General features: G+C 70.6%; 17 protein-coding genes and 2 tRNA genes. 15 read left to right on the top strand and 4 right to left on the bottom strand.

Annotation, left to right across the window (positions count from 1 at the left end; all coding sequences use genetic code 11):
* Positions 1–307: 307 nt before the first annotated feature.
* The 7 genes from gyrB (at position 308) to ACFFIA_RS35205 (ending at position 7,320) form a co-directional block, all read left to right on the top strand.
* Positions 308–2,251 carry a DNA topoisomerase (ATP-hydrolyzing) subunit B gene (gene gyrB / locus ACFFIA_RS35235; RefSeq protein ID WP_377259800.1) on the top strand — a complete coding sequence of 648 codons (1,944 nt, stop codon included), beginning with the start codon at positions 308–310 and terminating at the stop codon, positions 2,249–2,251.
* Between the two features lie 172 nt (positions 2,252–2,423).
* Positions 2,424–4,949, top strand: coding sequence for a DNA gyrase subunit A (gene gyrA, locus ACFFIA_RS35230; RefSeq protein ID WP_377259796.1), 2,526 nt, complete (start codon positions 2,424–2,426; stop codon positions 4,947–4,949).
* Positions 4,950–4,952: 3 nt separating this feature from the next.
* Positions 4,953–5,804 (top strand): DUF3566 domain-containing protein, encoded by an 852-nt coding sequence (locus tag ACFFIA_RS35225; protein ID WP_377259794.1) that lies wholly within the window; start codon positions 4,953–4,955, stop codon positions 5,802–5,804.
* 89 nt (positions 5,805–5,893) lie between these two features.
* A tRNA-Ile gene (locus ACFFIA_RS35220) sits at positions 5,894–5,970 on the top strand.
* A gap of 46 nt (positions 5,971–6,016) precedes the next feature.
* Positions 6,017–6,145 carry a DLW-39 family protein gene (locus ACFFIA_RS35215; RefSeq protein WP_377259791.1) on the top strand — a complete coding sequence of 43 codons (129 nt, stop codon included), beginning with the start codon at positions 6,017–6,019 and terminating at the stop codon, positions 6,143–6,145.
* Positions 6,146–6,173: 28 nt separating this feature from the next.
* A tRNA-Ala gene (locus ACFFIA_RS35210) sits at positions 6,174–6,249 on the top strand.
* Positions 6,250–6,639: 390 nt separating this feature from the next.
* Complete coding sequence (locus ACFFIA_RS35205) at positions 6,640–7,320, top strand: TRM11 family SAM-dependent methyltransferase (protein ID WP_377259788.1); 681 nt, start codon at positions 6,640–6,642, stop codon at positions 7,318–7,320.
* A gap of 201 nt (positions 7,321–7,521) precedes the next feature.
* On the opposite strand, the gene ACFFIA_RS35200 is transcribed toward ACFFIA_RS35205, so the two are convergent.
* Positions 7,522–8,331 carry an alpha/beta fold hydrolase gene (locus tag ACFFIA_RS35200; protein WP_377259785.1) on the bottom strand — a complete coding sequence of 270 codons (810 nt, stop codon included), beginning with the start codon at positions 8,329–8,331 and terminating at the stop codon, positions 7,522–7,524.
* A 92-nt stretch (positions 8,332–8,423) separates the two neighbouring features.
* On the opposite strand from ACFFIA_RS35200, the gene ACFFIA_RS35195 reads away from it, so the two are divergent.
* On the top strand, positions 8,424–9,191 hold the full coding sequence (locus ACFFIA_RS35195) for an SDR family oxidoreductase (protein WP_377259782.1): 768 nt from the start codon (positions 8,424–8,426) through the stop codon (positions 9,189–9,191).
* Positions 9,191–9,760, top strand: coding sequence for a YbaK/EbsC family protein (locus ACFFIA_RS35190; protein ID WP_377260289.1), 570 nt, complete (start codon positions 9,191–9,193; stop codon positions 9,758–9,760). Before ACFFIA_RS35195 ends, ACFFIA_RS35190 begins: the two co-directional genes overlap by 1 nt.
* Before the next feature lie 3 nt (positions 9,761–9,763).
* Here the strand turns inward: ACFFIA_RS35190 and ACFFIA_RS35185 are convergent, their stop codons facing one another.
* Both ACFFIA_RS35185 and ACFFIA_RS35180 read right to left on the bottom strand, forming a co-directional pair.
* Positions 9,764–10,183: a CBS domain-containing protein gene (locus ACFFIA_RS35185; RefSeq protein WP_377259779.1), complete on the bottom strand. Its 420-nt coding sequence runs from the start codon at positions 10,181–10,183 to the stop codon at positions 9,764–9,766.
* Positions 10,184–10,238: 55 nt separating this feature from the next.
* Positions 10,239–11,945 (bottom strand): proline--tRNA ligase, encoded by a 1,707-nt coding sequence (locus ACFFIA_RS35180; protein ID WP_377259776.1) that lies wholly within the window; start codon positions 11,943–11,945, stop codon positions 10,239–10,241.
* 76 nt (positions 11,946–12,021) lie between these two features.
* On the opposite strand from ACFFIA_RS35180, the gene ACFFIA_RS35175 reads away from it, so the two are divergent.
* Positions 12,022–12,813, top strand: a complete 792-nt coding sequence (locus ACFFIA_RS35175) for an SGNH/GDSL hydrolase family protein (RefSeq protein ID WP_377259773.1) — start codon at positions 12,022–12,024, stop codon at positions 12,811–12,813.
* A gap of 23 nt (positions 12,814–12,836) precedes the next feature.
* Entirely contained in the window at positions 12,837–14,123 is a 1,287-nt protein-coding gene (locus ACFFIA_RS35170) for an aminotransferase class V-fold PLP-dependent enzyme (protein WP_377259770.1), read from the top strand.
* A gap of 13 nt (positions 14,124–14,136) precedes the next feature.
* Here ACFFIA_RS35170 and ACFFIA_RS35165 read toward each other — a convergent pair whose 3' ends face one another.
* Entirely contained in the window at positions 14,137–15,372 is a 1,236-nt protein-coding gene (locus tag ACFFIA_RS35165; RefSeq protein ID WP_377259767.1) for a YncE family protein, read from the bottom strand.
* 85 nt (positions 15,373–15,457) lie between these two features.
* Here ACFFIA_RS35165 and ACFFIA_RS35160 point away from each other — a divergent pair, with 85 nt between their 5' ends.
* The 4 genes from ACFFIA_RS35160 to ACFFIA_RS35145 all read left to right on the top strand — a co-directional run bounded on the left by ACFFIA_RS35160 (position 15,458) and on the right by ACFFIA_RS35145 (position 19,187).
* Positions 15,458–15,973, top strand: coding sequence for a VanZ family protein (locus ACFFIA_RS35160; protein ID WP_377259764.1), 516 nt, complete (start codon positions 15,458–15,460; stop codon positions 15,971–15,973).
* A 20-nt stretch (positions 15,974–15,993) separates the two neighbouring features.
* Complete coding sequence (locus ACFFIA_RS35155; RefSeq protein WP_377259761.1) at positions 15,994–16,590, top strand: TetR/AcrR family transcriptional regulator; 597 nt, start codon at positions 15,994–15,996, stop codon at positions 16,588–16,590.
* Positions 16,590–17,927 carry an acetyl-CoA carboxylase biotin carboxylase subunit gene (locus tag ACFFIA_RS35150; RefSeq protein WP_377259758.1) on the top strand — a complete coding sequence of 446 codons (1,338 nt, stop codon included), beginning with the start codon at positions 16,590–16,592 and terminating at the stop codon, positions 17,925–17,927. The genes ACFFIA_RS35155 and ACFFIA_RS35150 overlap by 1 nt, the downstream gene beginning before the upstream one ends.
* Positions 17,928–18,062: 135 nt before the next feature.
* Positions 18,063–19,187 (top strand): hypothetical protein, encoded by a 1,125-nt coding sequence (locus ACFFIA_RS35145; RefSeq protein WP_377259755.1) that lies wholly within the window; start codon positions 18,063–18,065, stop codon positions 19,185–19,187.
* Positions 19,188–19,458 lie beyond the last annotated feature (271 nt).

Here is a 19,458-nt window from a genome sequence, read left to right as displayed (position 1 = left end):
GCGTCGGGGCGCCCCTCGTGTGGGGGGAGTCGCGCCCGCCGCTATTCGGCCGGCTATGAAGGTCTCAGGTGCCCGCGTGGGGTGCCGTGTACCCGGTTTCCGGCTTCTGCACAGTAGGATTGGAGGCGACGACGGCGCCGGCTCGATTGGCGTCCGGAGTGAACGTGATCCGCGGGCGACCGCGGTGACGGGAGCGCCCGCCCCAGCATACGTTGCGGTGGCGCGCGCCCCTGCCGCCGTGACTGCCCGCCATACCCCGCGCCCCCCGCGCCGACCAGCGCTGGGCGGTGCGAGAAAGTGGCCGAGGGTGGCAGCGCAGAAGAAGCAGGAATACGGCGCCGAGTCGATTACCGTCCTGGAGGGCCTGGAGGCGGTCCGCAAGCGCCCCGGTATGTACATCGGCTCCACCGGTGAGCGGGGTCTGCACCACCTGGTCTGGGAGGTCGTCGACAACGCGGTCGACGAGGCGCTGGCCGGCTACTGCGACACCATCGACGTGTTCCTCCTCGCCGACGGGGGGGTGCGCGTGGTCGACAACGGCCGTGGCTTCCCGGTCGACCTCCACCCCAAGCTCAAGAAGCCCGGCGTCGAGGTGGCGCTGACCGTGCTGCACGCCGGCGGCAAGTTCGACGGCAAGGCGTACGCGGTCTCCGGTGGCCTGCACGGCGTGGGCGTCTCGGTCGTCAACGCGCTCTCGGTGCGGATGGAGCTGGAGATCTGGAAGGACGGCTTCACCTACCGCCAGCAGTACCGCGACTCCAAGCCCTCCCCGCTGGAGAAGGGCGAGCCGACCACGCGCAGTGGCTCCTCGGTGGCCTTCTGGCCCGACCCGCAGGTCTTCGAGACCACGGAGTTCGCCTTCGAGACGATCTACCGCCGGCTTCAGGAGATGGCCTTCCTCAACCGCGGCCTCACCATCCACCTGCGCGACGAGCGCACGCTGGAGGAGGACGGCAAGCCGCGCGAGGTCACGTTCCTCTACAAGGGCGGTATCGCCGACTTCGTCCGCCACCTCAACCAGACCAAGAGCGCGATCCACAAGACCGTGATCGAGTTCGGCGCCGAGGAGGAGGGCATGGCGGCCGAGATCGCCATGCAGTGGAACGAGTCGTACGGCGAGTCGGTCTACACGTTCGCCAACACGATCAACACGCACGAGGGCGGCACGCACGAGGAGGGCTTTCGCGCGGCGCTGACCAGCGTGGTCAACAAGTACGGCGCGGACAAGAAGCTGCTCAAGGGAGACGAGAAGCTCTCCGGCGAAGACATCCGTGAAGGGCTCGCGGCGATCATCTCGGTGAAGCTGGCCAACCCGCAGTTCGAGGGTCAGACCAAGACCAAGCTCGGCAACACCCCGGTGAAGAGCTTCGTGCAGCGGGTCTGCAACGAATGGCTGACCGACTGGTTCGAGCGCAACCCCGCCGAGGCCAAGACGATCATCCAGAAGGCTTCGGCCGCCGCTCGGGCGCGCATCGCCGCAGCCCAGGCGCGCAAGCTGGCCCGGCGCAAGTCGCTGCTGGAGTCCGGCTCGATGCCGGGCAAGCTGGCCGACTGCCAGTCGACCGACCCGCGCGAGTCGGAGATGTTCATCGTCGAGGGCGACTCCGCCGGTGGTTCGGCCAAGCAGGGCCGCGACCCCCGCACGCAGGCGATCCTCCCGATCCGCGGCAAGATCCTCAACGTGGAGAAGGCCCGGATCGACCGGGTGCTGAAGAACAACGAGGTGCAGTCGCTGATCACCGCGCTCGGCACCGGTGTGCACGAAGAGTTCGACATCGAGAAGCTGCGCTACCACAAGATCATCCTGATGGCCGACGCCGACGTCGACGGCCAGCACATCCAGACCCTGCTGCTGACGCTGCTCTTCCGCTTCATGCGGCCACTGGTCGAACTGGGGCACGTCTACCTGGCCGCCCCGCCGCTGTACAAGATCAAGTGGAACAAGAAGGGCGACGACGCGCAGTACGCGTACTCCGACCGCGAGCGGGACGGCCTGATCCGCCTGCGCCAGGAGAAGAAGCCCAACGCCAAGCCGGACGACATCCAGCGGTTCAAGGGTCTCGGCGAGATGAACTACCCGGAGCTGTGGGACACCACGATGAACCCGGGCACCCGTACGCTGCGTCAGGTGACCCTGGACGACGCCGCAACGGCGGACGAGCTCTTCAGCGTCCTGATGGGCGAAGACGTGGAGGCCCGCCGCTCGTTCATCCAGCGAAACGCCAAGGACGTGCGCTTCCTGGACATCTAGCGCAGCTCGGCCCGGCTCCGCCCGCGGTGGAGTCGGGCCGGCACGGTGAGCCGGAAGGGGGCACGGCGAGCCGGGCGCGGACCGAGCCCACAAGGTTATCCACAGCTTTTGCAATTTCCACAGCCGTTGTCCACAGGTGTAATGCGGCTTTTAGTCTGATAAGGGTTTGATTGTGACGGACACTCCATTCGATAGCGAACCGGAAGACTCGAACGACGCCGAGGAAAACGGCGAAGGCGGCAACCAGCGCCTCCGGGTCGAACCGGTCGGGCTCGAGGTGGAGATGCAGCGCTCCTACCTCGACTACGCGATGAGCGTCATCGTCGGTCGGGCACTGCCGGACGTGCGCGACGGCCTCAAGCCGGTGCACCGCAAGATCCTCTACGCGATGTACGACTCGGGCTACCGTCCGGACCGCGGCTACGTGAAGTGCTCCCGGGTCGTCGGCGATGTCATGGGTCAGTTCCACCCCCACGGCGACTCGGCCATCTACGACGCGCTCGTGCGGATGGCACAGACGTGGTCGCTGCGTTACCCCCTGGTCGACGGCAACGGCAACTTCGGCTCGCCCGGCAACGACCCGGCGGCCGCGATGCGGTACACCGAGTGCAAGCTTGACCCGCTGGCCATGGAAATGCTGCGGGACATCGACGAAGACACCGTCGACATGCAGGACAACTACGACGGCCGGGCCAAGGAGCCCACGATCCTGCCGTCGCGGATCCCCAACCTGCTGATCAACGGCTCCGAGGGCATCGCGGTCGGCATGGCGACCAAGATCCCGCCGCACAACCTGCGGGAGATCGCCGCCGCGGTGCAGTGGTGCCTGGAGCACCCGGACGCCGACGAGGCCACCACGCTCGACGAGCTGATCCAGATCGTCAAGGGGCCCGACTTCCCGACGCATGGCCTGATCGTCGGGATGGCCGCGATCCAGGACGCCTACCGCACCGGTCGCGGCTCGATCCGTATGCGCGCGGTGGTCGAGGTCGAGGAGGACAAGAAGGGGCGCGCCTGCCTCGTCGTCACCGAGCTGCCCTACCAGGTCAACCCGGACAACCTCGCCGAGCGGATCGCCGAGCTGGTCAAGGAGGGCAAGCTCGCCGGCATCGCCGACATCCGCGACGAGTCCTCCGGCCGTACGGGCATGCGCATCGTGATCGTGCTCAAGCGCGACGCGGTGGCGAAGGTCGTGCTCAACAACCTGTACAAGCACACGCAGCTCCAGGAGACCTTCGGCGCCAACATGCTGGCGCTGGTCGACGGGGTGCCGCGCACGCTCAACCTGGCCCAGTTCATCCGTTACTACGTGGAGCACCAGCTCGACGTGATCCGCCGGCGCACGGCCTTCCGGCTGCGCAAGGCGGAGGAGCGGGCGCACATCCTGCGCGGTCTGGTCAAGGCGCTCGATGCGCTCGACGAGGTGATCGCGCTCATTCGGCGCTCGCCCACCGTTGAGGAGGCCCGCACCGGCCTGATCCAGCTGCTCGACATCGACGAGGTACAGGCCACGGCCATCCTCGACATGCAGCTGCGCCGCCTGGCCGCCCTCGAGCGCCAGAAGATCATCGACGAGCTGGCGAAGATCGAGCTGGAGATCGCCGACCTCAAGGACATCCTCGCCAAGCCCGAGCGCCAGCGGAAGATCATCTCGGAGGAGCTGGCCGAGATCGTCGCCAAGTGGGGCGACGACCGCCGTACCAAGATCGTGCCGTTTGACGGCGAGGTCTCGATGGAAGACCTCATCGCGCGCGAGGACGTGGTGGTCACGATCACCCGCACCGGATACGCGAAGCGCACCAAGGTCGACCTTTACCGCTCGCAGCGCCGGGGCGGCAAGGGGGTGAGCGGTGCTTCACTCCGCCAGGACGACATCGTCAGCCACTTTTTCGTCACCTCGACGCACTCCTGGATGCTGTTCTTCACGAACAAGGGGCGGGTCTACCGCGCCAAGGCCTACGAGCTGCCCGAGGCGAGCCGCGTGGCCAAGGGGCAGCACGTCGCCAACCTGCTGGCCTTCCAGCCGGAGGAGCACATCGCACAGGTGATCGTGATCCCCAATTACCAGGTCGCGCCCTACCTTGTGCTCGCCACCAAGAATGGGCTCGTGAAGAAGACCCGGCTGGAGGAGTTCGACTCCAACCGCAGCGGCGGGATCATCGGCATCAACCTTCGCGACGAAGACGAGCTGGTCGGCGCCGCGCTCGCCGGCCCGCAGGACGACCTCCTGCTGGTTTCCAAGAACGCCCAGGCGATCCGGTTCAACGCCACCGACGAAGCTCTCCGTCCGATGGGTCGCGCCACCTCTGGTGTGATAGGTATGCGGTTCAGTGACGACGACGAGTTGCTGGCCATGGAGGTCGTACGCGAGGGCATGGATGTTTTGGTGGCCACCAACGGCGGGTATGCGAAGCGGACACCGATCGAGGAGTATCCGGTACAGGGTCGTGGCGGCAAGGGCGTGTTGACCGCGAAGATCACCGAGCGTCGTGGTGCACTTGTCGGTGCGGTCGTCATCAACCCGGACGACGAGCTCTTCGCTATCACAAGTAACGGTGGAGTTATCCGGACTCCGGTGAAGCCTGTACGCCGCACTCGCGATCGGAACACAATGGGGGTCAAGTTGATGGACCTGCCAGACGGTGTAACCATCGTGGCCATTGCTCGCAATGCCGACGAGCCTGACGAACAGGACTAGTTGATGACGGAGACACAGGCGAAGTCGGGGGCTGCGGGGACCTCGACCAACCCGGTCGAGGAGGAGGCCGCCGCCAGCGGCACACCGGCGACCGGCCGCGCGGTCGTGGGCCGGGCGGCAGTCCCCGCTGACGCAGCGTCCCCGAAGTTCACTCGGGCTCCTGGCATGCCGCCGCCCCCCGACCAGCCGCCGGCCGAGGGGCAAAAGCCCCAGTCCGCCTCGCCGGCCACCGCTCCGGTGGCCGCGGGGAAGGCGCCGGTGAGTTCGCCGCCGGCGGGCGCGACACAGGCGACCCCAGGAGCGGCGTCAGCGGCGCCCACCATGCCGCCGGGCGTGGCGAGGCCGGGCTCCGGGCGGGCCGCCGCGGGCGGCGCCTCGGTGCGCACGGTCGGCGCGGGCGCGGCAGGTGCGGCTGCGGTGGGCGCGGCGCGGGTCGGCGAGGCTGTGCGCGCGGCCCGGAGCACCGTGGCGTCCGCGGCCTCCCGCGGCCCGCGGCGGGCCAAGCTCAATGTGAAGCGCATCGACCCGTGGTCGGTCATGAAGTTCTCGTTCGCCGTGTCGCTGGTGCTCTTCATCGTCGTGATCGTCGCCACGAGTGTGCTCTACCTCGCGCTCGACGCGATGGGCGTCTTCGAGAGCGTCAACACCAGCCTCTCCGACCTGGTGAGCGCCGGCGGTGGCGACAACGGGAGCACCTTCCGGATCACGGCCAAGGGCGTTATCGGCACGTCTGCGCTGATCGGAGCGGTCAACGTCGTGCTCTTCACGGCGCTGGCCACGCTCGGAGCGTTCATCTACAACGTCTGTGCCGACCTGGTGGGCGGCGTCGAACTGACCCTCGCAGAGCGGGACTGAGCGGGACAACGGGGGCGCTCGGCGTGGCGGGCGCCCCAACTTGGGAGAAGCTTCCCGAGTACGGTAACCTTGCTCGTCGTCGCACGCGCGGGGCTATAGCTCAGTCGGTTAGAGCGCAGAGCTGATAACTCTGAGGTCGCTGGTTCGATTCCAGCTAGCCCCACCATGCATTGATCCGGCCGAGATAACTCAACCTGAAGGGGATCGCCCCAATGTGGAAGAAGCTCCTTATCGTCGCCGGTGTGATCGGCGCGGCGGCCCTGATCGCCAAGAAGGTCAAGGAGTCCAACGACGAGCGCGCCCTGTGGCACGAGGCCACCACCGCGCCCGACCTTCGCTAGTCCACTCCTCGGCGGCTGCGCCGCCAGCGGGGCCGTAGCTCAACTGGCAGAGCACTGCCTTTGCAAGGCAGGGGTTAGGGGTTCGAGTCCCCTCGGCTCCACCATGATCGTGTGGAAACCAGGGGAGTGCCCTATGGTGGGTTATGTCCCGATTCGTTCTTTCGGCCGAGTGATCCCCTAGCTGAGGGGCGAGTAGTTCGCGCTGCGGCTTTCAGAGCAAACGCACACGTTATAGCGGGAGCGGCCTTGGGCCGCTCCCGCTATGCGTTGCAGTCCACGTACTGCTGTGTGGCAGGTCGCTGAGCCGGCGCCAGACACTCAGCAGCGCGGGGACGCCGTCAACGGGCCCCGGGCCGGCCGAGCGCGACTGGGCCAGCGTGTCCGCTCGTGGGTCGCGTGGACCACGCCCGCCGGGATGGCGCTCGACAACCTCCGCGGGCCGCTCGGCAAGGCCGGCGGCGTGATGGGCGCGCGGTACGCGGATACTGACGGGTGTGAAACCGTGGCTGTACCTCCGGGTTGCTGACCTGTTCGCGGAGCGACCAGAGGGCGCCGACGAGGACGTCCACTATCCCGAGAGCCTGGTCGAGGCGGCGCTGGAGGAGTTCACGTCACCGGGTGACCTGGTGCTCGACCCGTTCGCCGGCTTCGGCACCACGCTTGTCGTGGCCGAGCGGATGGGCCGGCGGGCGATCGGCGTGGAGTTGCTCCCCGAGCGCGTCGAGCTGATCCGGGGGCGGCTCAGCGGCGGTGAGGTCGCAGTCGTGCAGGGCGACTCGCGCGACCTCGCCGCGCTCGTCGACGGGCCGGTCGACCTGTGCATGACCTCGCCGCCGTACATGTCGGCTACCGACCATCCGGAAAACCCGCTCAACGCCTACGAGACGCTGGACGGCGACTACGTGGCATACCTGGCGGAGATCGGCGACATCTTCCGGCAGGTGGCGGGGCTGCTGCGGCCCGGCGGGCACGCGGTCGTCAACGTGGCCAACGTCGAGGACGACGGAGTGATCACGCCGCTCGCCTGGGACATGGGGCGGGTCATCTCCCGGCACCTGGTGCTCCAGCAGGAGACGTTTCTGTGCTGGGATGCGCTGCTCCCAGGCATCAGCAACGACTACTGCCTGACCTTCGGCACGGCCGGGAGCGCTGAGGCGCCCCGACCCGCGAGCTGAGGCCTCCACCGGGACTGAGGACCAGGCCGGGACTGAGGACCGGGCCCGCGACTGAGGCCCCCGGCGAGGGGCTGAGGCCCCGCGCAGGGCACTGAGCACCGACCGCGAGCTGAGGTCAGGGCACGCACCAAACCCCGGCGAGCCGCTGAGGCCCCGCGCAGGCCGCGGCGCTGGGCCCAGCGCCAGGCAGCCGAGCACGTGCTACGGCCGCGCGAAGACCTTGGCGGCGAACGCCAGCGCCGCCGGGTTGACCACGTCGGGCGAGTCGGCCTGCGGGTAGTGGCCAGACTCCGGCACCAGCAGGACCTCGCCGCGCAGGCGCTCGGCCGCGTAGCGGGCCTCGGCCGCCGGGTCGGGAAAGTCGGGGTCCTTTTCGCCCATGATGACCAGCGTCGGCGCCCGCACGTCGTCGAGACGGGCCTCGACCGGAGCGTGGCTGGTGACGACCGTCCGCAGGAACGATCGCCAGTGGTCGCCACGGCGCAGTGAGACACCGATGCGGCTCTGGTGGGCGGCCAGGTCGGCGGGGCGGCGGCCGGGGTAGAGGGTCTTGTAGAACGCGCGCCACGCGGCCGGGCCCCACGGCTTGACCAGCATCACGCGCTGGGCCAGCCGCATGAAGAGGCCGGGCCTGGGGTCGCGGACCCACGGACCGGTCAGCGCCAGCCCGGCGACCAGGTCGGGCTCCTCGGCAGCGGCGAGGATCGAGCCGGCCGCGCCCATCGAGTTGCCGAACAGCAGCGCCGGCCCACCGCCCAGGTGTGCGACCAGCGCGCGGATGTCGGAGGCGAGCGCCGGGTCGTCGTACGCACTGAAGCCGTCGTCGCTCTCCCCGTGCCCGCGCAGGTCCACCGTGACCACGCGGTAGCCGGCGTCGACCAGCACTGGGACGGCGAAGCGGAAGCTGGAGCGGAGGTCGCCCATGCCGGGCACGCACACGATCAGCGGACCGTCTCCCCGCACCTCGTACGCGATCCGGCCCTCGCCACGATCCAGATACCTAGTAGTCATAGCCAAAAAGCTAACAGTATTAGCCAAGAGCGTCAAGCCCGTACCGTCACATTCCCGTGTGGTGACTCGTCCACCACGGCATGAGGGTTCTCGTGACAGGAGCGAGCGGCGTACTCGGCACGGCGGTCGTACCTCGGCTGGAGCGGGACGGCCACGAGGTGCGCGGCACCAGCCGCCGACCGCGCCCCGGCTGGGTACGGGCGGATTTGGTTACCGGCGATGGAGTGGCCGAGGCGGTGGCCGGTGTGGACGCGGTCGTCCACCTGGCCTCCGCGACCAGGTACCGCAGGATCGCCGAGATCGACGTCGGCGGTACTCGCCGGCTCGTCACGGCCGCGGCCGCCGCCGGGGTGCGGCACGTCGTCTACATCTCGATCGTCGGCATCGACCGCATCCCGTTCCCGTACTACCGGCACAAGCTGGCGGCGGAGAAGGTGGTGCAGGCCGGCCCGGTGCCCTGGTCGATCCTGCGGGCCACACAGTTTCCACAGCTTGTGGATAACCGCTTCCTCCCGCCGGTAAGCCGGCTGGGCGTGATCGTCGCCGACCCGGCGATCACGGCGCAGTTGGTGGACCCGCGCGACGTCGCCGACCGCCTCGCCGCACTCGTGACCAGCGGGCCGAGCCGCGAGGTGGAGGAGTACGGCGGCCCGGAGGTGCAAAGCTCGGTGGAGATCGTGCGCACCTGGCTCCAGGCCACGGGCAAGCGGCGTCCCGTGCTCTCGCTCCGCCTCCCAGGCCGCACCGCCAAGGCGATGCGCACCGGCGCGCTCACCACCACCGCCGAGCCGACCGGCACGCGGACCTGGCGGGACTACCTCGCCGAGCGGTACGCGCCGGTGCGAGACTCGCAGGCGTGATAGGGACCTTGAAGACCGAGCCGGCCCGCACGCGGCCGGACCTGCTCGCCACGCCCACCGCGGCCGCACTCGAGGTGTGGCGGGAGGACGCCCCCGTCGGCGTCGACGAGGTGCTGGTGGCGCCGATCGACGCCACGCTCGCCGACACCGCCGCGTTCTGCGAGGCGTACGAGGTGGGCCTGGACGTCTCGGCCAACTGCGTCGTGGTCGCCGGCAAGCGCGAGGGCGTGACCCGCTACGCGGCCTGCGTCATCCTGGCCACCACGCGTGCCGACGTCAACGGCGTGGTGCGCAAGCTGCTCGACGTACGCAAGGCGAGCTTCGCGCCGATGGCGGAGGCGGTGGAGCTGACCGGGATGGAGTACGGCGGCATCACGCCCATCGGCCTCCCCGAGGACTGGCCGATCCTTGTCGACTCGCGGGTCGCCGCCACGCCGCACGTCATCGTCGGGTCCGGCGTGCGACACAGCAAGATCGCACTGCCCGGTCCGGCGCTGGGTGCGCTCCCGGGCGCGCAGGTGATCGAGGGTCTAGCCAAGGCCGTCGATACCGTTGCACGTGAAACCTAAAGATCAAGTATTGGGCGAGGCTTCGCTGATGTCGCTGAGCACCGAAGACGGGTCCAGGTGCATCGCCAGGTCGCTGAGCGAGAGGATGCCCACGAGCTGCCGGTCGGTGTCGCAGACGAGCAGCCGGCGTACGGCGCGCCGGCGCATCAGGCGTACCGCCTCCTGCGGGCTGGCGTCCTCCTGGATCATCACCAGGCGGTTGCTGGCGATCGAGCCCACGGTCATCCGCCTGGGGTCCACGCGCTCGGCCACGGCCCGCACCACGATGTCGCGGTCGGTGACGATGCCGGCCAGCGCCGGGCCATCGGTCACGACGACGTCGCCGATGTCGGCCTTGCGCATGGCCTGCGCGGCCTCGTCCACAGTGGTCTCGGCGGGCAGGTAAATGACCTGCTTGGTCATGACGTCGGCAATGGTGCGCATGATGTCCTCCGGCGTGAAGAGGGTCCGTTGGTTTCGGTACCCCCACACGCGGCGACTACACCTGGTCGAGCGGGACCTCCGAGCGCTCGCCCGTCGCGCGGTCACGCCGTTCCACGTACCCCTCGGCGAAACGGCGGCCGACCACGACGGCCTCGGGGATGCCGATCAGCTCGGCGTCGGTGAACTTCACCCCGGCGGACACCTGGGCCCGGTCGTCGACCAGCACACGCAGCCCGCGGGCGGCGAGGCGACCGCCGAGCTCGACCGCCGCGGGCCCGAGGTCCTTTCCGGCGGCGATCACGTGTACGTCGCAGGGGGCCACCTCGCGCGGCCACACCAGCCCGCGCTCGTCGTAGTGCTGCTCGGCGATGGCCGCGACCGCGCGGGAGATGCCGATGCCGTACGAGCCCATCGTGGGCCGCGCCGGCTTGCCGTCCGGCCCGAGCGCGTCGACCCGGAACGCGTCGGTGAACCGCCGCCCGAGCTGGAAGATGTGCCCGATCTCGATGCCCCGGCGGATGGTGAGCGTGCCGGTGCCGCAGGCGGGGCAGGGGTCGCCGGCGCGTACCTCGGCCGCTTCGATTGTCCCGTCGGGCGTGAAGTCGCGACCGCACACCACGTTGATCGCGTGGCGGCCCGGCTCGTTGGCGCCGGTCAGCCAGGCGGTGCCGGAGACGATGCGCGGGTCGACGAGGTAGCGCAGGTCGAGCTTCTGCGGGCCGATGTAGCCGCGGACCAGGTCCGGACGCTCCGCCCAGGCGTCGAACATGGCCACGCCCGCCGGATGCAGCGCCGCCTCCACGCGCCTGAGGTCCACCTCGCGGTCGCCGGGCACACCGATGGCCAGGAGGTACGGCTCGGCGCCGGGCGGGGTGACGGTGAGCACGACGTTCTTGAGCGTGTCGGCGGCGGTCCAGTCGTCGCGGCCACCGAGCCGGCGAGCGTTGGCGAGATCGACCAGCGTGTCGATGGTCGGCGTGTCCGGTGTGTCGTGCACCTCCAGCGCGAGGTGCGCGGCCAGGTCACCGGCGGGCGGCGCGGACGTGCTGACCGCCTCGGTGTTGGCGGCGTAGTCGCAGTGCGCGCAGCCCACGAACGTGTCCTCGCCGACCGCCGCCGCGGCCAGGAACTCCTCGGACGCCGACCCGCCCATCGCCCCCGACATGGCGGAGACGATCGTGTAGTCCAGCCCCAGCCGGTCGAAGATCCGCTGGTACGCCTCGCGGTGCCTGGCGTACGCGGCGGCGAGGCCCGCGTCGTCCAGGTCGAAGGAGTACGCGTCCTTCATCAGGAACTCCCGCCCGCGCAGCAGCCCGGCCCGGGGGCGCGCCTCGTCGCGGAACTTGCTCTGCACCTGGTAGAGGATCACCGGGAAGTCCTTGTACGAGGTGAGCAGGTCGCGCACCAGCAGCGCGAACATCTCCTCGTGCGTGGGCGCGAGCAGGTGGTCAGCGCCGCGCCGGTCCTTGAGCGTGAAGATGTCAGGCCCGTACTCGGTCCAGCGGCCGCTCGCCTCGTACGGCTCGCGGGGCAGCAGCGCGGGGAAGAGGACCTCCTGGCCGCCGATCGCCGCCATCTCCTCGCGTACGACCTGGGTCACCCGGTCGAGCACCAGCTTGCCCAGTGGCAGCCAGGTGAACCCGCCCGGCGCGGCCCGCCGGATCATGCCGGCCCGCAGTAGCAGCCGGTGGCTGGCCACCTCGGCCTCGGCGGGATCCTCGCGCAAGGTACGCAGGAAGAGCGTGGACATCCGCAGCAACATGTGCGCAGCGTAGGCGCCGGCGCTGCGGGCGGACAGCGGGATTACGCCGGAGCGGGATGGTGGGAGACTGACCATCGTGAGTTGGCGCAGTTTCGTGGCGGTCGGGGACAGCTTCACCGAGGGGATGGACGATCCATACCCCGTTGGTGGTGTCTACCGGGGATGGGCAGACCTTGTGGCGACCCGGCTGGCGGCCGAGGTCGGACCGGACTTCCGGTATGCGAACCTGGCGATCCGGGGGCGGCTCTTCCCCGGCGTGGTGTCCGAGCAGGTGCCGGTGGCGCTGGCGATGCGCCCCGAGCTGATCAGCTTCGCGGCGGGCGGCAACGACGCGCTGCGCCGAAACTTCGAGCCGGCGGTGCTGATCGAGCGCTTCGACCGCGTCGTGGGCGAGCTGCGCGACAGCGGCGCCGACGTTCTGGTCTTCCGCTTCGCCGGTTCGGGGCTCGCCAAGCTGCCCGGGCAGCGGATGATCGCGACGCGCGTGGCGATGCTCAACCAGGCGGTGTCCGACACCGCCGAGCGGCGCGGCGCCAAGCTGGTCGACCTCAACGCGGACGAGGAGTTTCGCAACCCTCTCCTGTGGAGTGTCGATCGCCTGCACCTCTCCGCGATCGGCCACCGGCGGGTCGCGGCGCACGTACTGAACGTGCTTGGCGTCGGCTGCGACGAGGAGTGGCTGCTGGTGCCGCCGCGCCCGGAGCCCAGCCCGTGGCTCGCCGCCCGCGCGGCCGACCTGCGCTGGGCCGGGCGCTACCTGGCGCCGTGGGTCAAGCGCCGCATCACCGGACGGTCGTCGGGCGACCTCATCAGCGCGAAGCGTCCGACCCTCGCTCCGGTCGAGCCCGAGGCCGCGTCCGGAACGTGACCTCGGAAGCGCACGCTGTCCGGATGAGACGGCGAAGCCTGCTCGGGGTGGCGGCGGCAGCGGGACTTGCCGGCGCGGCGGCGGCCTGCGAAGACGAGCCGGCGGCGGCGCCCGCGCCAGCGGGCGCGCCACCTCTGATCCCCACGGACTGGGCCAGCGTACGTGCCCAGTTCACGATCGGTGCCGATGTGGCGCACCTGTCCACCTTCGTGTTCGCGCCGCATCCGGCACAAGTCCGGGCCGCGATCGAGCGGCACCGGGCGGGGCTCGACGCCGACCCGATCGGCTACCTCCACGAAAACGAGGCGCGGCTGGACGAGCGGGTCGCGACCGCCGCCGCCGGCTACCTGGGCGCGCGGCCTGACGAGATCGCCTTCACCGACTCCACCACGATGGGGCTCGGGCTGCTCTACAGCGGCCTCCGGCTGGGGCGTGGCGACGAGGTGCTGACCACCGAGCACGACTTCTACGCCACGCACGAGTCGCTGCGGCTGCGGGCCGAGCGCGACGGCATCACGGTGCGCCGGGCGCGCCTCTACGCCGACCCGGCGACCGCCAGCACCGACGAGATCGTGGGCAACCTGACCCGCGCGGTCACCGGCCGCACCAGGGTGGTGGCGGTGACGTGGGTCCACTCCAGCACCGGCGTCAAGCTGCCGATCCGGGCGATGGCCGACGCGCTCCGCGACCGCGACGTGCCGCTCTGCGTCGACGCGGTGCACGGCTTCGGCGCGGAGGACGCCGGCCCGGCCGACCTCGGCTGCGACTTCCTCGTCTCGGGCTGCCACAAGTGGCTGCTCGGCCCGCGCGGCACCGGGCTGGTGTGGGGCTCGGCCGAAGGCTGGGCCCGGTTCACGCCGGTGATCCCGACGTTCGACGGGCGGAGCATCGGCGCGTGGCTCGGTTTCGCCGGCGGTGCGCCGCCGCCCGGCCCGGCCGCGACCCCGGGCGGCTACCACAGCTTCGAGCACCGGTGGGCACTCGCCGAGGCGTTCGACTTTCACCAGGCGATCGGGCGGGAGCGGGTCGCGGGGCGTACGCGCGAGCTGGCGACCGCGCTCAAGGAAGGGCTGGCCGGCATCGGCGGCATCACGCTGGCCACGCCGAAGAGCCCCGAACTCTCCGCCGGCCTGGTCTGCTGCCAGGTGCCCGATGTCAGCGTCGACGAGGCGGTGGCCCGGCTGCGCGGGCTCAAGGTGGTGGCGAGCGCGACGCCCTACCGCCCCTCGCTGGTGCGCTTCGGCACCACGATCGTCAACCGCGAGGCCGACGTGGAGGCGGCCCTCACGGCGGCGCGCACACTCGTGTAGCCAGCGGGGCGGCTCAGCGGGCGACCGCGTGCCGCACCGCGACCAGACCTGGCACCTCGGTACGGGAAAGCAGCTCGCCCGTGCCCAGGTCGTGTGCGGTGACCGCGCCGTCCTGGCCGACGTACACCTTCTCGGTGCCGTCGAGCAGCGCGAGCCCGCGCACCTGCGCACTGGTCGACCAGCGCACCGGCGAGCCGCCGAACCGCATCACCAGCACCTTGTCGCCACCGCCGATCACCAGCCGTACGCCGTCGGCGGTCAGCGCGGCGGTCGTCGGGCCATCGCCGGCCGGTGCGTTGGTCGGTACGGTGCTCACCACGTTGAGCCCGGTCGGGTCGATCACGGCGACGTTGCCGATGACCGCGTCCACCACGCACAGCCGCGAGCCGTCGGCGCTGAGCGCGATCGCGTGCCGCTCGGCGGCCCGCATGCCGAACGGCTCCGGCAGGTCGATGCAGTACGCCCACCGCTCGGTCAGGTGCAGCGTGTGGATGAACGCGTGCACGTGCGGCGCGGCGTCCCGGGCGCCGGCCAGCAGTTCGCGGCTGTGCAGGTGGTCGGGCTGGTGCGTGTACAGGGTGAAGAGCTGCTGCCGCTGGGGGTCGTACACGGCCTGCCGCCCCTGCCCGCGCATCTCCTCCTCGGCACCGGGCGGCAACACCGCCTTGGAGCGGTTGAGCAGCGGCTCGAGCTTGCCGGTACGCAGGTCGAGCGAGCGTACGCGGTAGCGGTCCGGCGCGGTGGGCGGCAGGTAGTCGAGGACGAAGAGGTACTGCCCGGAGACGTCGAACGCCTCCGGCTCCAGGTTGCCGGGGAGGTCGACCCGGGACCGCTCGCCACTGCCGTCGGCCACCGCGATCGTGGTACGGCTGCGCGGGCCGGCCGGCGAGGCGAGCGCGACCAGCCGCCCGTCGTTGGAGACCACGCGCGCCTCCAGCTTGTCGTGCACCATCCCGCCCGTGACCACCTGGCCGCCGGGCAGCCGGTACGTGGCGAGCCTGGTGCCCTTGCCGGTCCACTCGGCGCGGGCGAGCTGAGTGCGGTCGCCGGTGAGTACCGAGGGCGCCGCCGGTACGGTGACCTGCCCGCTCGCCGCGTCCACGACCGAGATCCCCGCGTCGGTCTCCACGATCAGCAGGTCTCCGGGGGCGGGCTTCGGCTCGGCCCGCCGGGGTGAGTCGCAGGCACCGAGCGCGGTGGCGGCAGCGGTCACGCCGGCCAGGTGGAGGAACGTGCGCCTCGTCGTCATGCCGGGTAGAGGCACGGCGGCGCGCGGTGGTTCCGGGCCGGTACCGTGCCGGCACGTGGCGGGAGTGTGGAGCGAGTGGGGCGGCGTGATCCTCGCGTCGGTGCTGGCGCTCCCGGTCATGGCGGCCACCGCAGTCGTCCTCGCGGCCCTGCGCCGCCGCCGTGGGATGCCGGTCCGGATCGCCTGGTGGCGAAGCGTCGCGGAGGTGGGCGCGGTGGCCGGCACTCTGCCCTGGATTTGGATGATCTTGACGCCCAGAGAGGCTCCGCGGCGCGTACATCTGACTCCGTTCCGTGACCTTCTGGCGCAGCTGAGCGATCCGGGCACGGCTGTGGTGCAGATAGGGGGCAATCTTGCCGTCTTCGCCGCGCTTGGGTTCTTCGCCCCGATCCGGTGGCCCGCGCTCGCCGGCCCGGGGCGGCTCTTCGTCGCCGGGGCGGTCGGTTCGACCCTGGTTGAGCTGGCCCAGTACGCGTTCGACCTCGGTCGAGTGTCCTCAGTGGACGATGTGCTGGTGAACGCGGCCGGCGCCACGCTGGCGGGATTTCTGTCGCGACGCTGGTGGGGAGAGGGCGCCGATCGCATGATATGCGTGTGTTGACAGTTGGTTACGCTGACCCCGTGACGGTGGAGCAGCAGACGTCGTCGGTGCCGGCTCGTAGGCGGACCCGGCGCGACGAGATAATCGAGATCGCGGTCGGGCTCTTCGCGGCCCGCGGCTACCACGGCGTGTCGATGGATGACATCGGTTCGGCCGCGGGGGTCACCGGGCCGGCGCTCTACCATCACTTCGCCGGCAAGGAGGCGATGCTCGTCGCGGCGCTGATCCCGGTCAGCGAGGGCCTGCTGGAGGGCGGTCGCGACCGCGTAGGCAGCCACACCGACGACGCCCGGGCCGCGCTCGAGTCCCTGATCGACTTCCACGTGGAGTTCGCGCTCGCCAATCCGGCCGTGATCGCGCTGCACCTGCACGAGCTCGACCGGCTGCCGGAGGAGCCGAGGCGGCAGATCCGCCGCCTCCAGCGGCTGTATGTCGAGGAGTGGGTCAACGTGCTGACCCAGCTCCGCCCCGAGCTGGCCGCCGGCGAGACCCGCGTGCTCGCGCACGCCGCGTTCGGCCTCATGAACTCGACGCCGTTCCTCGGTGGCGAGGTCGAGCGCCAGCGCCGCGCCGCGCTCCTGCGCGAGGCGACGCTCGCCGCGCTGATCGGGCGTTGATGATCGAATCGCTTCTCGTCGCCAATCGCGGCGAGATCGCGCGTCGGGTCATCCGCACCGCCAAGCGTCTCGGAGTGCGCGCCATCGCCGTGCACTCCGAGGCCGACGCCGGGCTGCCGTTCGTGGCCGAGGCGGACGAGGCCGTCAACATCGGGCCGGCCAACCCCGCGCTGAGCTACCGCAACACCGAGGCGGTCCTGGCCGCGGCCAAGTCGACCGGGGCGCGGGCGGTGCACCCCGGCTACGGCTTCCTGTCGGAAAACGCCGGCTTCGCCCGTACCGTCGAGGCCAACGGCCTGATCTGGGTCGGGCCCGGCGCCGACGCGATCAGCGCGATGGGCGACAAGATCAATGCTCGTAACCTGATGGCCGCGGCCGGTGTGCCGGTCGCGGCCGGCACCACCGACCCGGCCGCCACGGTCGAGGCCGCAGTCGAGGCGGCCACCGCGATCGGCTACCCCGTGATGGTCAAGGCCGCCGCCGGCGGTGGCGGCATGGGCATGGGCGTCGCGACCGACGAGGCGGCCCTGCGCACCGAGTACGACAAGGTGCGCGGCTTCGCCGAGCGGATGTTCGGCGACGGCTCGGTGCTGATCGAGCGCTACTTTCCCCGCGTGCGCCACATCGAGGTGCAGATCCTCGGGCTGGCCGACGGCCGGGTCGTGGCGCTGGGCGAGCGCGAGTGCTCCGTGCAGCGCCGCAACCAAAAGCTGCTGGAGGAGTCGCCCTCCCCGGCGGTCTCGCCCGAGCTGCGTGAGCGGCTGCTCGCCGCGGCCGTCCGGGCCGGCGAGGCGGTCGGCTACCGCAACGCCGGCACCGTCGAGTGCCTCTTCGACCCGGACAGCGGTGACTTCTTCTTCCTGGAGATGAATACGCGGCTCCAGGTCGAGCATCCGGTCACCGAGCTGGTCTACGGCCTCGACCTGGTCGAGGAGCAGCTGCGCGTGGCCGCCGGCCTGCCGCCGACGTTCGACCCCTACGGGCTGGCGCCGCGCGGGCACGCGATCGAGCTGCGGGTCAACGCCGAAGATCCCAAGCGCTTCCTTCCCGGTCCAGGCGCGATCACCACGTGGCGTGAGCCTTCCGGCGAGGGCGTGCGGGTCGACGCCGGATACGCCGAGGGCACGACGGTCACGCCCAACTACGACTCGCTGATGGCCAAGCTGATCGTCTACGGCGACGACCGGGCGACCGCCATCGAGCGGGCCCGCGCGGCCGTGGCCGGTTTCGAGATCGCCGGTCCCAAGTGCAACCTGCCGTTCTTCGCCGAGATCCTGGAGAACGACGAGTTCATTTCCGGCGACTACGACACGGGCATCGTCGCCCGGATGCGTTAAAGAAACACACTTTTCCCAAATGCGTGGCGTGACCCGAGCGCGCCCGTATCGTTACCAATTACGAGCGGCGGTCAAACCGGTCCGAATAGATCGGATCGCCGCCACGAACGAGTAGCGGCAGGGGAAAGGCGGGACATGACGCGGTCCGGAGTCGAGCGCACACAGCGCGCGGCGTCGCGACCGGCGCATGCCCGCCTTGGCCTGCGTGTGCTGGCCGTCGGTGGTCTGGCGGGAGCGGCCTGGCTCCTTTCCGCCGCCTCGGCCCACGCCGCGGAGGGCGCCCTGCCCGCCGAGGACGCGCCCACCGACCTGTCGGTGGTCTCGCTGGTCGGCGGCTCCGGTTCGTCCACTTTGCTCACGCCGCTGGCGGAGACGCTGGACACCGCGTTGGTCGCGACCGATCTCGTACCCGTGGACAAGGCCAGCACGGTCGTGCTGCCGAGCGCCACGATCGCGTCCTCGACCCCGGTCACCTCGCAGCCGGCCACTCGGCCGGGTGGCGACCGGGACGGCACCGCCCGCGTGGCGGCCGGCGAACCGGTGGATGCCCAGGCATCCGTCGCGCAGCCGCACGGCGCGCGGGACCGGGCGGGTTCCGGTGACGGAGCCCTGCTCGGCGTGGTCCGCGGCCTGACCGAGCCACTGGGTCTCTCCGGTGCGCTTGGCGGGGCGACGGGCCTGCTCACACCACTGTCCCGTGCGGTTGACCCGGTGGTCGCCCCGCTGGACCAGGTCCTGCGTCCGGTCACCGGCGCGCTGCTCACCGCGGCGCAGCCGGTCACCTCGACGCTGGGCTCGGTCACGCGTGTGGCCCTCGGGGACGACGTGGCGGGTCAGCGGGCGTATGACCTGATCCCGGGGGCCACACCGGCTCCCGGTGCCGGGGCGGAGCCGACCAGGAGTGGTCCGGTTGCCGTGCCCGGCGCGCGGACGGTGGACTTCACCGAGGTGAGCACCAGTCCGTTCTCCGGCGACCGGCGCTATGCCGGCACGGACCTGCGCTCGGCCGGATCGCCGGACGAGCGCCAGGGCAGCGGAAACCTGCCCGATCGGCACTACCCCGCGCCCCTTCGGGCGTACCTCGGGGCTGGTGCCGGGATCCCGGCCGGTGGGCCGGGTTCCCACGCGGAGGGTGGCGCGTTCGCCATCGTTCCCTCCTCGGTCGTGGAGAGCACGGTGGCGTTCCACCGACTGCCGGTCACGACCGACGTCGCGGTCCTGCGGCACATGGCCGAGGCCCCGACCGTCTCACCTGACTAGAACGGTGGACTGTGCCGGTCGCGTGCCGACCGGGCAGGAACCACCAGGCCCCATCCGGTTTCACCGGTACGTCTTCACCGGTGGCGGATAGGCGGCGACGACGGAAGAATCCCGCAACCGCTTTCTCCAGCGGCGGATCTCCCGTACAGCGATCACCGAATTGGGCGCAAGTCGACAGGTGGGATCAGGGTTCGAACAGCCGTGGCTCCATCGCGCCCGAAAAGCGGAAAGCGAGCGTGTACGTACGGTCGCTCGCAGCAAATAGCAACAC

The organism is Phytohabitans kaempferiae (assembly GCF_042433955.1).
Classification (GTDB): Bacteria; Actinomycetota; Actinomycetes; order Mycobacteriales; family Micromonosporaceae; genus Phytohabitans; species Phytohabitans kaempferiae.
Note: the sequence above shows the minus strand (reverse complement) of the source record. Positions and strands in the feature narration are given on the sequence as shown.

Excerpts from the sequence above, each read along its gene's own strand:
- ACFFIA_RS35225 (WP_377259794.1), top strand. The coding sequence starts at position 4,953 with ATGACGGAGACACAGGCGAAGTCGGGGGCTGCGGGGACCTCGACCAAC.
- ACFFIA_RS35145 (WP_377259755.1), top strand. The coding sequence starts at position 18,063 with ATGACGCGGTCCGGAGTCGAGCGCACACAGCGCGCGGCGTCGCGACCG.
- ACFFIA_RS35200 (WP_377259785.1), bottom strand. The coding sequence starts at position 8,331 with ATGACTACTAGGTATCTGGATCGTGGCGAGGGCCGGATCGCGTACGAG.
- ACFFIA_RS35180 (WP_377259776.1), bottom strand. The coding sequence starts at position 11,945 with ATGTTGCTGCGGATGTCCACGCTCTTCCTGCGTACCTTGCGCGAGGAT.
- ACFFIA_RS35150 (WP_377259758.1), top strand. The coding sequence starts at position 16,590 with ATGATCGAATCGCTTCTCGTCGCCAATCGCGGCGAGATCGCGCGTCGG.
- ACFFIA_RS35165 (WP_377259767.1), bottom strand. The coding sequence starts at position 15,372 with ATGACGACGAGGCGCACGTTCCTCCACCTGGCCGGCGTGACCGCTGCC.
- ACFFIA_RS35170 (WP_377259770.1), top strand. The coding sequence starts at position 12,837 with ATGAGACGGCGAAGCCTGCTCGGGGTGGCGGCGGCAGCGGGACTTGCC.
- ACFFIA_RS35215 (WP_377259791.1), top strand. The coding sequence starts at position 6,017 with ATGTGGAAGAAGCTCCTTATCGTCGCCGGTGTGATCGGCGCGGCGGCC.
- ACFFIA_RS35185 (WP_377259779.1), bottom strand. The coding sequence starts at position 10,183 with ATGCGCACCATTGCCGACGTCATGACCAAGCAGGTCATTTACCTGCCC.